This is a genomic window from Comamonas sp., assembly GCF_036666375.1.
Classification (GTDB): Bacteria; Pseudomonadota; Gammaproteobacteria; order Burkholderiales; family Burkholderiaceae_C; genus Comamonas.
Window position 1 is genome coordinate 1 of the sequence record NZ_JAVWWA010000124.1, and the last position, 13,818, is coordinate 13,818.

Annotated in this window: 11 protein-coding genes and 1 pseudogene; 3 read left to right on the top strand and 9 right to left on the bottom strand. The window is 62.7% G+C overall.

Features of this window, described 5'->3' with window-relative positions:
• Window positions 1-824: pseudogene (locus RR928_RS21630) on the top strand (molecular chaperone HtpG); the annotation flags it as partial.
• Window positions 825-1,059: 235 nt separating this feature from the next.
• Window positions 1,060-1,479 carry a hypothetical protein gene (locus RR928_RS21635; protein ID WP_442881544.1) on the top strand — a complete coding sequence of 140 codons (420 nt, stop codon included), beginning with the start codon at window positions 1,060-1,062 and terminating at the stop codon, window positions 1,477-1,479.
• 12 nt (window positions 1,480-1,491) lie between these two features.
• On the opposite strand, the gene RR928_RS21640 is transcribed toward RR928_RS21635, so the two are convergent.
• The 4 genes from RR928_RS21640 to RR928_RS21655 all read right to left on the bottom strand — a co-directional run bounded on the left by RR928_RS21640 (window position 1,492) and on the right by RR928_RS21655 (window position 5,882).
• A complete protein-coding gene (locus RR928_RS21640; RefSeq protein ID WP_442881933.1) occupies window positions 1,492-2,535 on the bottom strand; it encodes a serine/threonine protein kinase in 1,044 nt (347 codons plus the stop codon).
• 76 nt (window positions 2,536-2,611) lie between these two features.
• A complete protein-coding gene (locus RR928_RS21645) occupies window positions 2,612-3,460 on the bottom strand; it encodes a 3-hydroxybutyryl-CoA dehydrogenase (RefSeq protein ID WP_332539691.1) in 849 nt (282 codons plus the stop codon).
• A 119-nt stretch (window positions 3,461-3,579) separates the two neighbouring features.
• A complete protein-coding gene (locus RR928_RS21650; protein WP_332539690.1) occupies window positions 3,580-4,542 on the bottom strand; it encodes a hypothetical protein in 963 nt (320 codons plus the stop codon).
• 89 nt (window positions 4,543-4,631) lie between these two features.
• On the bottom strand, window positions 4,632-5,882 hold the full coding sequence (locus RR928_RS21655; protein ID WP_332549098.1) for a hypothetical protein: 1,251 nt from the start codon (window positions 5,880-5,882) through the stop codon (window positions 4,632-4,634).
• A gap of 378 nt (window positions 5,883-6,260) precedes the next feature.
• On the opposite strand from RR928_RS21655, the gene purT reads away from it, so the two are divergent.
• Complete coding sequence (purT, locus tag RR928_RS21660; RefSeq protein WP_332539688.1) at window positions 6,261-7,502, top strand: formate-dependent phosphoribosylglycinamide formyltransferase; 1,242 nt, start codon at window positions 6,261-6,263, stop codon at window positions 7,500-7,502.
• Between the two features lie 18 nt (window positions 7,503-7,520).
• Here the strand turns inward: purT and RR928_RS21665 are convergent, their stop codons facing one another.
• From RR928_RS21665 to RR928_RS21685, 5 genes are all read right to left on the bottom strand, one after another.
• Window positions 7,521-8,303 carry a class II aldolase/adducin family protein gene (locus tag RR928_RS21665; RefSeq protein WP_332549100.1) on the bottom strand — a complete coding sequence of 261 codons (783 nt, stop codon included), beginning with the start codon at window positions 8,301-8,303 and terminating at the stop codon, window positions 7,521-7,523.
• 57 nt (window positions 8,304-8,360) lie between these two features.
• Window positions 8,361-9,329: a Bug family tripartite tricarboxylate transporter substrate binding protein gene (locus RR928_RS21670; protein WP_332549102.1), complete on the bottom strand. Its 969-nt coding sequence runs from the start codon at window positions 9,327-9,329 to the stop codon at window positions 8,361-8,363.
• Between the two features lie 93 nt (window positions 9,330-9,422).
• Complete coding sequence (locus RR928_RS21675; RefSeq protein WP_332539684.1) at window positions 9,423-11,000, bottom strand: hydantoinase B/oxoprolinase family protein; 1,578 nt, start codon at window positions 10,998-11,000, stop codon at window positions 9,423-9,425.
• Entirely contained in the window at window positions 10,997-13,102 is a 2,106-nt protein-coding gene (locus RR928_RS21680) for a hydantoinase/oxoprolinase family protein (protein WP_332684202.1), read from the bottom strand. Before RR928_RS21680 ends, RR928_RS21675 begins: the two co-directional genes overlap by 4 nt.
• A 24-nt stretch (window positions 13,103-13,126) precedes the next feature.
• The gene (locus RR928_RS21685; protein ID WP_332539680.1) at window positions 13,127-13,678 is read right to left on the bottom strand and encodes an HD domain-containing protein; all 552 of its coding nucleotides are present in this window, start codon (window positions 13,676-13,678) and stop codon (window positions 13,127-13,129) included.
• Between the last annotated feature and the right edge of the window lie 140 nt (window positions 13,679-13,818).

Genomic DNA, 13,818 nt, shown 5'->3' on the forward strand with positions numbered 1-13,818 from the left:
CGGCAGCCGATGCTGCGGCAGCCGATGCCGTGACCGATGTGGTCAGCGACGAGGACAAGGCCAAGGAAGGCAAGTACAGCCAGTTCTACGCCGAGTTCGGCGCGGTGCTCAAGGAAGGCCTGGGCGAGGACTTCGGCAACCGCGAACGCCTGGCCAAGCTGCTGCGCTTTGCCTCGACTTCCAGCGATGCCGTCAACGTCTCGTTTGCCGACTACAAGGCGCGCATGAAGCCCGGCCAGGACGCGATCTACTACATCACGGCCGACACGCTGTCCGCCGCGAAGAACAGCCCGCAGCTGGAAGTCTTCAAGAAGAAGGGCATTGAAGTGCTCTTGATGACGGATCGCGTCGACGAGTGGGCGCTGAACTACCTGACCGAATTCGACGGCACGCCGCTGCAGTCCGTCGCCAAGGGCGCGGTCGACCTGGGCGACCTGCAGGACGAAGCGGAGAAGAAGGCCGCCGAGGAAGCCGCCGAAACCTTCAAGCCGCTGCTGGCCAAGCTCAAGGAAGCGCTCAAGGACAAGGCCGACGACGTGCGCGTGACCACGCGCCTGGTCGACTCCCCGGCCTGCCTGGTGGTCAAGGACGATGCGATGAGCAACCAGCTCGCGCGCCTGCTCAAGCAGGCCGGCCAGTCGGCGCCCGAAGTCAAGCCCGTGCTTGAAGTCAATGCCGAGCACCCGCTGGTCAAGAAGCTCGACGGCTCGGTGCATTTCCATGACCTGGCCCACATCCTGTTCGACCAGGCGCTGCTGGCCGAAGGCGGCCTGCCCGAAGACCCGGCGGCTTACGTCAAGCGCGTGAACGCGCTGCTGGTGTAAGTTTCGGCTGCGCTCCCCGGCCAATCCCCTGTGCTTTCGGGCCGGGGGATTCTTTGTTTTTGGGGGCTTGGCTGGAGGGCGGGGCGTTCACCCTTCGACGGGCTCAGGGCGAACGGGGGAGCAGCTTGCCTGGCCCGCCGCGTCGCACCCGGCCTGCCCTCCAGCAGGCAGGCACAAGCCATACATCGGCGCATGGCTACCCGTTCAAACGCCCATCTGCTGCAAAATGATCCCCATGTACCAGCTTGCCATCGCCCGCCTTGCCACCACTGCCGTCCTGCTTGCAGCCCTTGCCGGCTGCAATTCCATGGGCGTGGGCATTGGCATTCCCGTGGGCCCGCTGTCGGTGGGTGTGGGCATGGGCAGCGGCGGTCCCAGCCTGGGCGTGGGTACGGGCTGGGGGCCGGTGGGCGTGGGGGTCGGCGTGCAGCCTGGCGGCCAGGTCACGGGTTATGGCGGCGTGGGCGTGTCGGCGCCCGTGGGCCCGGCTTCGGTTGGCGTGGGCGTGGGCCGCTCGACGGTGCTGCACGACCCGAATGCCAACCCCGCGCCCCAGGCCGCGCCTGCGCCCGCGCCAGGCGCCGTGCGCCAGTGGCAGGATGCCGAAGGCCGGGCCGTGCCCGACTGTCAGGTCTACGGCGGCTGCGGGCGCTGAGTCGCCGTTCGTTCAGGCCGACAGCGGCGCTTCCTGCATGGCCTCGATCTGTTCGATCAGCATGTCGGTCTGGCCGCGCCAGTAGTCGGGGCTGCCGAACCAGGGGAAGTTGATCGCGAAGATCGGGTCTTCCCAGCGGCGCGCCAGCCAGGCGCTGTAGTGGATCAGCCGCAGCGTGCGCAGCGGCTCGATCAGCACCAGTTCGCGCCGGTCGAAGGCGCGAAACTGCTCATAGCCGTCCAGCAGCGCGCCCAGTTGCTGCGTGCGCTGGCGCCGGTCGCCCGACAGCAGCATCCACAGGTCCTGCACGGCCGGGCCCATGCGCGTGTCGTCGAGGTCGACAAAATGCGGGCCACCCGTGCCATGGGCTTCGTCCAGCGGAGTCCAGAGAATATTGCCCGGATGGCAGTCGCCATGCAGACGTATCTGTTTGGCGTCTTCCAGGCCGAAAGGCAGCATTTCGTTCCTGGAACTCGCGCGCCCGGCAATCAGCGCCAGTGCCTGTTCGCAGGCGCTGCGCCAGGCGGTTTCGGCTTCCAGCGGAATCATCTGCTGCGCCAGCAGCCAGTCCAGCGAATCCTGGCCAAAGCTCTGCAGGTTGAGCTGGGGGCGGGTGACAAACGGCTGGGCCGCGCCCACGGTGTGGATGCGTGCCAGAAAGCGGCCAATCCATTCGAGCACTTCGAAATCATCAAGCTCGGGCCGGCGTCCGCCGCGCCAGGGGCTGACCGAGAACGCAAAGCCCGCATGCTGGTGCAAGGTCGCGCCCTGCAGCGTCAGCGGGCCCACGGCCGGCACTTCAGCGGCTTCAAGCTGGGCGGAAAAAGCATGTTCCTCGCCGATCTGCGCCGTGCTCCAGCGCCCGGGACGGTAGAACTTGGCAACCACGCGCTCGCCATCTTCGAGAAACACCTGGTAGACCCGGTTCTCGTACGAGCTCAGCGCCGTGAGCCGCCCATCGCCGTAGAGGCCGACAGCGGCCAGCGCGTCCAGCACCACGTCGGGTGTGAGCTGTTCGTAGGGATGGGCGCTGGGCGCGTCGGCAATAGGGGGCATGGTCATGCCCGCTATTGTCCTCCTTACACCGACGGCGGGGATTCACGATGCGCCGCCGCGCCAGCGGCTCAGCGGGTCAGTACTGGTAGACCCCGCGGCCGGTCTTGCGGCCGAGGCGGCCGGCGGCGACCATTTCCTTGAGCAGCTGGCAGGGACGGTACTTGCTGTCGCCGAACTGCTCGAGGTAGACCTCCATCACGGCCAGGCACACGTCCAGGCCTATCATGTCGGCCAGCGCCAGCGGGCCTATGGGCTGGTTGCAGCCCAGCTTCATGCCGGCATCGATGTCTTCGGGCGTGGCCAGGCCTTCGGACAGCACGAAGAAGGCTTCGTTGATCATCGGCACCAGAATGCGGTTGACGACAAAGCCGGGCGCGTTCTTGACGGTGATCGGGCTCTTGCCCAGGGCCAGCGACAGCGCCTTGACGCTGTCATGCGTCGCGTCGCTGGTCTGCAGGCCGCGGATGATTTCCACCAGCGCCATCATCGGCACGGGGTTGAAGAAATGCATGCCGATGAAGCGCTCGGCGCGGCTGGTGACCGCGGCGAGCTGGGTGATCGAGATCGACGAGGTGTTCGATGCCAGGATCACTTCGGGCGCGAGCAGCGCGTCGATCTGCTGCAGGATCTTGACCTTGAGCGCGAAGTTCTCGGTCGCCGCTTCGATCACGATCTGCGCGGACTGCAGGTCCTCGTAGCGCACCGAGGTCTTGATGCGCGCCAGCGCGGCCGTCTTGTCGGCCTCGGTGATCTTCTCCTTCTTGATCAGCCGGTCGAGGCTGCCGGACACGGTGGCCAGGCCCTTTTGCACCGCTGCCTCGGAAATGTCCACCATCACCACATCGATGCCCGAGACCGCGCAGGCCTGCGCGATGCCGTTGCCCATGGTGCCTGCGCCGATGATCCCGACTGTTTGAATCGCCATTTGAGAAGTCTCCACAAAGTAAATTGGACCGGGCGATGGTAGCGGGAATCGGCGCGCGCACCCGCAGTTCGGCGCGTTCACGCCGGCTCCTGACCGCCTGCCAGCGCCGGGAGGCCAGGTCAGATCAGCTCCAGATGCTCGTCCATGCCAGTCGCAATCACGGGTTCGTAGTCCTGGGCTTCGTCGATTGCCAGGGTGTCAACGGGCATTGTTGGCGCCGCTGGGGTCGTCAAGAAGGCGTCATCGGTGGAGTTGGCCAGGACAGCGTTCAAAATGCATTGATCCAACGCTATTTTTGCTTTCTCCACTGCAAGATTCGACTCTTGCAGGATTTTTTCCAACTGATGAAGCTTTGGTTCTTTTTCGTTCAAACGGAGTTCTGATCGATTGATCGTTTCTTTGGGAATATATTTTATGAAGTGAGAAAGAGTTTGTTTTGAAATGTGGTCGGCTACCTGGTCCAATTGTGCGGAGGAAGCTTTGTGTGGTTTGTCTGGCGGAAAATAGGGCAGATGCTTGATATTGCTGAAATCCTTTTGTGCTTGATTTGCATTGTCGGCTGCTATTGAAAAATCCGCTGCGGCAATTTTTTGTTTTGCAATGCTGAGCAGATATTCTATTTTTTTGTCGGTGATTGCATCAATTTTGGTGGTTTTTAGCTCATCGATGCACTGAAGCAATTCAATTTTTGAAATCTCCAGAGATTTTTGGCAAGAGTGTTTTTCGCTGGTAAATATGTTTATGATTATTATAGTGTTTGTTACCTCTTTTTTATGATGAGTGTATGCTTGCTGCCAAGCGTTGCTGTCGGACCTTGTGGAAGAGGGTTTCAGGTTGTTGTACAGATTTTGTAAGGCGGTTTCATGTGATTCTTTTTTGTCGGTCAGATTATTGATTTCTGCCGTTGTTGTTGCAAAATTGTTTTGAAATGACTCAATTTTTGAAATGATGAATTTAATGCGTTCCTGGACTGCGATTTGTTTTCCTATGAAGTTTTCAGGATGGGTGGGTGGGTTGGAGTTCGAAGAGCTTTCTGTAGAATTCTTGGATTGCGTGTCATGGTTGAAAATTGGTCTGAACATGTGATTGGGTGAGGGAAAATAATGAAAAAGTTCACTGGCTTGTGAGTCCCGGCAGGGCAGGGCGGCAAGGAAACGCGTTTATCTCTCTTTCACAGGGCGTCGAAAGTTGGGGGTGTGCCTATGCAGGCCACCTGTTCTTCAAGAGGGCTTTCTTTGGGTGCCTCGCTGTGATCAGATGCAGATATAGGCATTGAGTCGGTCGAGATGGCGTCATCGATCAAGTTCGCAGGGTCGCTATCAGGAATCTGCTGATTCAACGCCAATTTGGCTCTTGCGAGTGCGCAATCTGATTCTTTTAGAATATTTTCGGTTTTTTGGAATTTTGTTTTTGCTTCGATCAAATCGCGGTTTGCCAAGGCGTGGCTTGCCTTTGAGATGGAATGAGAAAAATCTTCATTTTGGTGCTGTTTCACCAAATTCGACAGGGAGCCGTAAATCAACTTGTGCTCTGGGATTGAAAGGAAGTCGGCTTGGTACTTTTTTATGTCGGGATTGTTCTTCGGGTAGTTGTCGGACTTCAGGAATTCATCCTGAGCTGCATTCAGTTGGTTATACTTGAAATCCATTTGCTTGGAAATTTCATTCAGCTTGCTCGAGGAGTTTTCCAGAAAAAATTGCGCTTGATTGAAGTTTTTCTGTGCCTGATTCAGAGTGAGTCTTGCGATCGAGGCATCCGCGGCAGCCATTTTTTGCACGGCAATACAGAGCAGGTGGTCAATATCGGCGGCGTTGAACGCGCCTGGCTTGACGGTGCTCAGCGCCTTCATGGCTTGGGTCAGCTCCATTCTTGATTCGTTGACATCGGCTTCGGTTGACTCTTTATTTTTAAATAAAGTGTCTATGGTTGAATGTATGTCGGCTATTTTTTTTCTTTCCTCATAAGAGTTTCTCTCTTCGGTGCAAAGCCGGCTGCCCAGTTGAATTAGCGCTGGATCATTGGAGATCAAATTCGCCAGAAGAATTGGGTTGATTTTTCCTGACTCGGTTGGTATTGAGTTTTTTGAAGGGATCTGGAGTTCTTTTATATTTTCATTGGTCAGATTGATAGTGAGTGCATTGGCCTCCGACCTGATTTCTGATAAATGATCGGCGTGAAGATTCAAGTTGGCTTGGTGTAGCTCTTTTTGCTCGTGAGCACGCGCGATTTGCTTGATGAGTTCGATGTTCTTCATCTGAGCGAGCTCGAACTTTGCGAGCTGGACCTCGACTTTTCGCTGGGCTGACTCTTGTTTTGCCAGCGCATCTGCATGGTTGCCGCGTGGCTCACCTGTTGCGTCGGTTGTGCTGCCCGGGGGCGAGGCGACGGTGGAAGATGATTGGGTGGAAGTTGACTTGAACATGTAATCAATAGAAAAGTTGAATGAACGTTCTTTGGCTCGAAGCCAAAGCGCCGGGAGGGACAAGTGGCAACGCACCTGCCTGAAAGAGGCAAGGAGGTGACAGCCAGACCTCGACGCGGAAAACCTGCTGTGCCACGCACGGCCAGAACCATGCATTTGACTATGTTGCATAAGATGTTGATAGGTTCCATCTATTTATGGGTGGGTGTGGCCCATGGTGATGCAGGCATGCCGCGCTTCCCCAGGGTGGCGCTGTTGTCTTTGCCGGCTGGATGGCCGTGCAATCGGTAAAAATCGCGGTTGTTGCCGGTGCGTGCCATTGCTGCCTGACGTCGCCGCAATCCATTGCCCTTCCCACCTTCTCTCGAATTGATTGCCATGACGACTCTTGGAACCCCTCTCTCCCCCCACGCCACCAAAGTCATGCTGCTGGGCAGCGGCGAACTCGGCAAGGAAGTGTTGATTGCATTGCAGCGCCTGGGCGTGGAGACGATTGCCGTCGACCGCTACGAGAACGCGCCCGGCCACCAGGTCGCGCACCGCGCGCACACCATTGCAATGAGCGACCCGGCCCAGCTCAAGGCCTTGATCGAGCAGGAGCGCCCGGGCTGGGTGGTGCCCGAGATCGAGGCGATTGCCACGCCCATGCTGGAAGAGCTCGAAGCCGCGGGCGTGGTGCGTGTCGTGCCGACAGCGCGCGCCGCGCGCCTGACCATGGACCGCGAAGGCATTCGCCGCCTCGCGGCAGAAACGCTGGGCGTGCCCACCAGCCCCTACCGTTTCTGCGATTCGCTGGCGCAGCTGCAGGCCGCGATCGACGGCCATGACGGCCAGGCGGCCATTGGCTATCCCTGCGTCGTCAAGCCCGTGATGAGCAGCTCGGGCAAGGGCCAGAGCAAGATCGACGGCCCGCAGGATGTTGCCGCGGCCTGGGACACTGCCATGGCCGGCGGCCGCGTCAACCACGGCCGCGTGATCGTCGAGGGCTTCATTGATTTCGAGTACGAGATCACGCTGCTGACGGTGCGCGCGCGCGGCGTCGACGGCCAGGTGCATACCCATTTCTGCGCGCCCATAGGCCATCTGCAGAAAAGCGGCGACTATGTGGAAAGCTGGCAGCCCCAGCCCATGGCCGACACGGCGCTCGAGCGCGCCCAGGCGATTGCACTGGCCGTGACGCACAACCTCGGCATGGACCGCAACGGCCAGCCCGCGGGACTGGGCCTGTACGGCGTGGAGCTGTTCGTGCGCGGCGACGAAGTCTGGTTCAGCGAGGTCAGCCCGCGTCCGCACGACACCGGCCTGGTCACGCTGAGCACGCAGTGGCAAAGCGAGTTCGAGCTGCATGCGCGCGCCATCCTGGGACTGCCCGTAGACACTTCGCTGCGCAATGCGGGCGCCAGCGCGGTGATCTATGGCGGCGTCGAGGGCGAGAACATGGTGTTTGACGGCGTGGAGCAGGCGCTGGCCGTTCCCGGCACCGATCTGCGCCTGTTCGGCAAGCCCGAAAGCTTTGCCAAGCGCCGCATGGGCGTGGCGCTGGCGCGCCACGACGATATCGAGCTGGCGCGCGCCCACGCCCGGCTCGCGGCCAGCAAGGTCAAGCCGCGCCTGGCCTGATCCTGCGGCGCCGCGGCTTCAGCAGCGGTAGTCGCTGTTGTCGCGGTCTATGAGCCGCAGCAGCGCGGTCCACTCGCGGTCCAGGTGCACGGTGTCGAGATAGGCGTAGTCGTCGTGCTGTCTGGCTGCGTGCTCGCAGACTTCGGGCGAGGGCAGCACATAGGGCTGGCCCATGGACAGCGTCTGCTGCTGGATCTCGCAGGCGCGGTTCAGATAGAACATGCGCGTGAAGGCTTCGGCCACCGAGCGGCCCGTGGTCAGCAAGCCATGGTTGCGCAGGATCAGGTGGTGCGCCTGGCCCATAGACTGCACGATGCGCGCACGCTCGTCGAGGTCCAGCGAAATGCCTTCGTAGTCGTGGTAGTTCACGCGGTTGTAGAACTGCATGCTGATCTGGTTGAGCGGCAGCAGTCCGCACTGCAGCGCGGCAACCGCCATGCCCGCGCTGGTGTGCAGGTGCACCACGCATTCGACGTCCTGGCGGCTCTGGTGCAGCGCGCTGTGGATGGTGAAGCCCGCGGCGTTGACTTCGAAGCGCTGGTCGTCGACCGGCCGGCCGTCGACATCGATCTTCACCAGGCTGGAGGCCGTGATCTCGTCGAAGAACCAGCCGTGGGGATTGATCAGGAACTGGTCGTGCCGGCCCGGAACGCGCACCGAGATATGGGTGTAGATCAGGTCGGTCAGCTGGAACTTCGCGGCCAGGCGGTAGGCCGCTGCCAGCTGCACGCGCAGCTCCCATTCGGCGTCGCCGATGTTGCGCGGCTGGCGGTTGGCATGCGGGTTGGTGGTGGAAATCATAAGCAGTCGGAGAAAGCGTTCGAAGGGAAGCCGGGCGAATCGCGCGCCCGGCGAGGATCAGTCGGCCTTGATGCCCGCGGCGTCAATCACCTTCTTCCATTTGGCGGTGTCGCTGTCGATCAGCCTGGCGAGCTCCTGCTGGCTGCCGCCGCCGGGGACTATGCCCATGGCCTTCATCTGCGCGCGCACATCGGGCTCCTGCAGCGTCGCGTCCAGCGCCTTGTGCAGGATTTCCTGCACGTTCTTGGGCGTGGCCGCGGGCACCACGAAAGCCGACCAGAAGATCATCTCGAAGCCCGGCACGCCCGATTCGGCCACCGTGGGCAGCTCGGGGTACTCGGGCGAGCGCTGCAGCGTGGTGATGCCGATCGCGCGCAGCTTGTTGGCCTTGACCAGGGGCAGGGCCTCGGGCATCAGGCCGACCATCAGCTGCAGCTGCCCGGCCATCAGGTCGGCCAGCGCGGGCGCGCCGCCCTTGTAGGGCACGTGCAGCGCCTCGGCGCCGATCGCGCGCTTGTACATCTCGGTGGCCAGATGGTTGGGCGTGCCGTTGCCGCCCGAGCCGTAGGCGGTTGCGGGGTGGGCCTTGAGATAGGCCGGCAGCTCGGCCATGGTCTTCACGGGAACGCTGGGGTTCACCACGAAGATGCTGGGAATGGTCGCGGCCAGCACCAGCGGCGCGAAGTCCTTTTTCGGGGCATAGGCCAGCTTGCTGTAGAGGCTGGGGTTGACCGTGAGGCCGGTCATGGTCGACAGAAAGATGATGTGGCCGTCGGGCGGCGACTGGGCGACAAACGTCGAGGCAATGACTTCGCTGCCGCCGGGCTTGTTCTCGACCACCACCGGCTGGCCCAGCCGTGCCGCCAGCTTGGTGCCGACCAGGCGCGCGACCGCGTCGGTGGAGCCGCCCGCGGCAAACGGCACGATGATGCGTATCGGCTTGGACGGGAAGTCCGCCGCATGCGCGACCGACAGCAGGGGGGCGAGGGCCAGGGCCCCGACGCGGAGAATGGAAGAGAGTTTCATCGTGTAGTCCAGGAGTTGGAGAAATCGGCCCCGCCGAATGCATCGGTCGCGTTTGCAATGCCTCTTCTCAGAGGCATGTTTCATGCCCGGGCTTCAGCCGCGGGTCAAATCCGGTGCTGGTGTTCCCAGGCCGCCGCCGCCGGGCGTGCGTATCACCAGCGTCTGGCGCGGCTGTATCTGCTGCGCGCCCTTGCCCAGCAGCGGCGTGCCGTCGGACAGGCCCACATAGCCCGCGGCGCCGGCCGCGCCGCCGTCAATGCCGCGCGGCGGGTAGTCGATGCGGTCGAAGGCCGCGAGCAGCGTGATCGCGCTGCCCGAGACGTTCTCGATCAGCATGTCGACGCCGTCGCCGCCGCGCCACTCGCCCGCGCCGCCCGAGCCCTGGCGGATTTCCTTCTTCCAGAACGTCATGGGAATCGCCGACTCGAGCACTTCGACCGGCGTGCCGCGTACGCCGCTGGGGTAGGAGGTGACAGAAAGCCCGTTCTTGCCCGGGCGCGCGCCGGTGCCGCCGTTGGTCGTGACCGTGGTGGCAAACACCTTGCCGGCATGGGTCGTGCCTTGCAGGTTGATGTTCCACAGGCAGGACGCGCCTTCGGCCGGCACCTTCTCGGGCGCGAACTGGCGCAGGCAGCCGAAGACCACGTCGGGCAGCATCTGGCCCAGCACATGGCGTATGGCCACGGGCGCGGGCCGCTGGGCGTTGAGGATGCAGACCTCGGGCGCCGACACCGTGAACAGGTCCAGCGAGCCCGAGTTGTTCGGTATGCCGGGCATCAGCGCCGACATCAGCGCGAAGGTGCTGTAGGCGCTGGCATAGGTCAGCGGCACGTTGATGCCGTATTCCGACGGCGCCGACGAGCCCGCGAAGTCGACGTTGATGCTGCCGTCTTCCACCGTGACGCAGGCCGCCAGCCGCACCGGCTTGCGGTAGCCGTCGACTTCCATTTCATAGCGGAACGCGCCGCGCGGCAGTTCGGCCAGGCGCGCCAGCGCCGTGGCGCGCGTGACGTCGCAGATGTAGTCGGCCAGCGCGGCGATGTCGGCCAGCGCGAACTCCTGCAGCATGGCGCGCAGGCCGCGTATGCCGATCTCGTTGCTGTTGACCAGCGAGTAGATGTCGCCCTCGGTTTCCACCGGCAGCCGGGTGTTGGCCTTGATCACGTCCATCAGCAGCAGGTTCATCTCGCCGCGCTCGGCCAGCTTCACCGGCGGAATGCAAAAGCCCTCCATGTAGACATCGCGGCCGTCGGGGCCGTAGCCCATGCCGCCCACGTCCATCAGGTGGCTGGTGCAGCACAGCAGCGCGACCAGGCGGTCCTCATGGAAGGCCGGCGTGACGACCACGAAGTCGTTGAGGTGGCCGGTTCCCATCCAGGGGTCGTTGGTGACGTAGATGTCGCCCGGCGCGATGGTCTCTATGGGGAAGTAGCGCAGGAAATGCTGCACCGAGGCGGCCATGGTGTTCACATGGCCGGGCGTGCCCGTGACCGCCTGGGTGATCATCCGGCCCTTGAGGTCGAAGATGCCGGTCGACAGATCGCCGCATTCGCGCACGATGGTGCTGAAGGAGGTGCGCAGCAAAGCCTGCGCCTGTTCCTCGACGATCGCCAGCAGGCGGCTCCACTGCACCTGCATGCGCAGCTTGTTCAGTCCTTGATCGGTGCTCATGCCGTGGTCTCCGTTTCGTCAATGATTACGTAGCGCTGCGCGACCACCTGGGCCGTATAGCCGGCCGGCAGCAGCAGCGTGGTGGATTCGTCGTCGAGCAGCGCCGGGCCGGCGAAATGCGCGCCGACCGCGAGATCGGGGCGCCAGAACACCGGAACGTCCTCGAATTCGCCGCCGCCGTCGGCCAGCAACGGGCGCGTGCCGGCGCGCTTCGCGGCCTGGCGTTCGCCGGTCGCGGGCAGGGCCGAAACCGGCGCGGTCGGGCCTATCAGGCTCACGGTCCAGGTCACGACTTCGATCTGCGCGTCGGGAATGATGCGGCCGTACAGCGCCTTGTACTGGGTCTCGAACCATTGGCGCAGCTGCACTTCGGCCTGGCTGTCGAGCGCCGCCGTCGGCAGCTCGACCAGCACCTCGTGGCCCTGGCCCATGTAGCGCATGTAGGCGCGGCGCACGACCCGGTGCGCGGCGGGGTTCGCGCCCTGGCCGGCCGTGACCACGGCCCGGCCCTCGTCCTCCATGGCCTGCAGCAGCGCCTGGGCGCGCGCATGGTCGAAGCCCGCGACCGGCATGCGGTGGCTGCGCACGAGTTCGTATTTCATCGGCGCGAGCAGAAAGCCCACGGCCGAGCCCACGCCCGCGTTGGGCGGCAGGATGATCTGGCGTATGCCCAGCTTGCGCGCCACGGCCACCGCGTGCACCGGCGCCGCGCCGCCAAACGCCACCATGGAGAATCGGGCCAGGTCCTTGCCGCATTCGCTGGCATGCACGCGCGCCGCGTTCGCCATGTTTTCCTCGACGCGCTGCGACACCCCCAGCGCTGCGATGCGCGCCGGGCAGGCGAGGCGCTCGCCCAGCGTGCGCGCAATGGCGGCCGCGGCCGCGGCGCTGTTCAGCGCAATCGTGCCGCCCGCGAAGTTGTGCGCGTCGAGCCGGCCCAGCACCAGATTGGCGTCGGTGACCGTGGGACGCGCGCCGCCATTGGGGTAGCAGGCCGGGCCGGGCACGGAGCTGGCGCTTTCGGGGCCCACGGTGATGTTGTCGAACATGCCGATGTCGCACAGCGAGCCGCCGCCGGCGCTGATCTCCACCATGTCGATCACGGGAATGCGCAGCGGCAGGCCGCTGCCCTTGCGAAAGCCCGATGCGCGATCGACTTCGAAGCTGCGCGAGGTATGGGGCTCGAAGTCGTCGATGAACGACACCTTGGCCGTGGTGCCGCCCATGTCGAAGGCCAGCACGTTCTGGCGCTCGCACAGCCGCGCCACATGGGCGGCGAGAATGGCGCCGCCGGCCGGCCCGCTTTCCACCAGGCGTATCGGGAATTCCATGGCCGAGCGCAGCGTCGTCAGCCCGCCGCCCGACGTCATCAGGTAGGTCGGGCAGCGAAAGCCTTTTTCCACCAGTTCCTGCTCGAGCCGCTGCAGGTAGCCGGCCATGATGGGCTTGACGTAGGCGTTGGCGGCCGTGGTCGAGCAGCGCTCGTATTCGCGCACTTCGGGGCAGACTTCGGACGAAAGCGAAATGAACCAGTCGGGGTGGTGCTCGGCCAGGATCTGCGCGACGCGGCGTTCGTGCGCGGCGTTCGCATAGCCGTGGATGAAGCAGATGGCGACGCTGCGTATGCCCAGCGCCTCGATGCGCTGCATCAGCGCATGCACCGCGGCTTCGTCCAGAGGCAGCAGCACTTCGCCGGCGGCGCTCATGCGCTCGGGCAGCGTGAAGCACAGCTCGGGTGCGATCAAGGGCGCGACTTTCTCGATGAAGATGTCGTACTGGTCGAAGCGCCCTTCGTCGCCTATGCTCAGGATGTCGCGAAAGCCTTCGGTGCCTATCAGCGCGCAGCGCGCGCCGCGGCGCTCCAGGATGGCGTTGGTGGCCAGCGTCGTGCCGTGCACGAAGATGTCGACCATTTCGGGCGCTATGCCCATGTCGCTCATCATCTGCAGGCTGCCGTCGATCACCGCGCGCTCGGGCTGGGCGGGCGTGGTCAGCACCTTGCGGGCGTGCATTTCACCATCGATGCTGATCACGATATCAGTGAAGGTGCCGCCGATATCGGTGGCCCATCGGATATTCTTGCGGGGCGTGGGGGAGTGCATGGATTATCTGTCCTGAAATATTGTCTAGACCGTGGGCTGGGCCAGGAATATCTTGTTCACATAAGGAACAAAGAATTCAAGTGGCAGGGTTTCATAATCCGGGTCAAATGAGTTCTGATCCCATTCCTCGCAGAATCTGGCGGCTGAATCAAAATAGGGGTGGCCGCGAAATGCCTCGCGCGCATTCGGGTCGCGGCCAATATGCTGCCAGTAATAGACGCCCTGGAACACGCCGTGGTGGCGCACCACCCAGAAGACTTCCTCCGAGACAAAGGGCTTGAGGATCTCGGCCGCCACCACCGAGTGGTTGTCGGGTGCAATCACATCGCCCATGTCGTGCAGCAGCGCGGCGACAATCCATTCGTCGGAGGCACCCGAGCGGTAGGCGCGGGTCGCGGTCTGCAGCACATGGTCCAGCCTGGATATCTGGTAGCCGCCGTCGTCGTCGGCCAGGAATTTCAGCATTTTCAATATGCGGTCTGGCAGGGTCTTGCTGTATTCCTCGTCGAGATCGCTGAGCAGCTTGAACTCCGCGGGGGTGCCGTCTTTCATCGCGGTAAAATTCACTTTTTGCATTGTCTCCACCTTGGTAAAAAGTGCGCCTTCAGTAGCGGAATTGAATCCTGATTTCTCTGCGAATCAAATCGCATTGGTGTCGGGATTTATTCTGGATTTTTTGCAAAACGGTGACAACCAATAAAAAACATGGGCTAGGG

Excerpts from the sequence above, each read along its gene's own strand:
- RR928_RS21635 (WP_442881544.1), top strand. The coding sequence starts at position 1,060 with ATGTACCAGCTTGCCATCGCCCGCCTTGCCACCACTGCCGTCCTGCTT.
- RR928_RS21655 (WP_332549098.1), bottom strand. The coding sequence starts at position 5,882 with ATGTTCAAGTCAACTTCCACCCAATCATCTTCCACCGTCGCCTCGCCC.
- RR928_RS21645 (WP_332539691.1), bottom strand. The coding sequence starts at position 3,460 with ATGGCGATTCAAACAGTCGGGATCATCGGCGCAGGCACCATGGGCAAC.
- RR928_RS21665 (WP_332549100.1), bottom strand. The coding sequence starts at position 8,303 with ATGATTTCCACCACCAACCCGCATGCCAACCGCCAGCCGCGCAACATC.
- RR928_RS21685 (WP_332539680.1), bottom strand. The coding sequence starts at position 13,678 with ATGCAAAAAGTGAATTTTACCGCGATGAAAGACGGCACCCCCGCGGAG.
- RR928_RS21675 (WP_332539684.1), bottom strand. The coding sequence starts at position 11,000 with ATGAGCACCGATCAAGGACTGAACAAGCTGCGCATGCAGGTGCAGTGG.
- RR928_RS21670 (WP_332549102.1), bottom strand. The coding sequence starts at position 9,329 with ATGAAACTCTCTTCCATTCTCCGCGTCGGGGCCCTGGCCCTCGCCCCC.
- purT (WP_332539688.1), top strand. The coding sequence starts at position 6,261 with ATGACGACTCTTGGAACCCCTCTCTCCCCCCACGCCACCAAAGTCATG.
- RR928_RS21640 (WP_442881933.1), bottom strand. The coding sequence starts at position 2,535 with ATGCCCCCTATTGCCGACGCGCCCAGCGCCCATCCCTACGAACAGCTC.
- RR928_RS21650 (WP_332539690.1), bottom strand. The coding sequence starts at position 4,542 with ATGTTCAGACCAATTTTCAACCATGACACGCAATCCAAGAATTCTACA.
- RR928_RS21680 (WP_332684202.1), bottom strand. The coding sequence starts at position 13,102 with ATGCACTCCCCCACGCCCCGCAAGAATATCCGATGGGCCACCGATATC.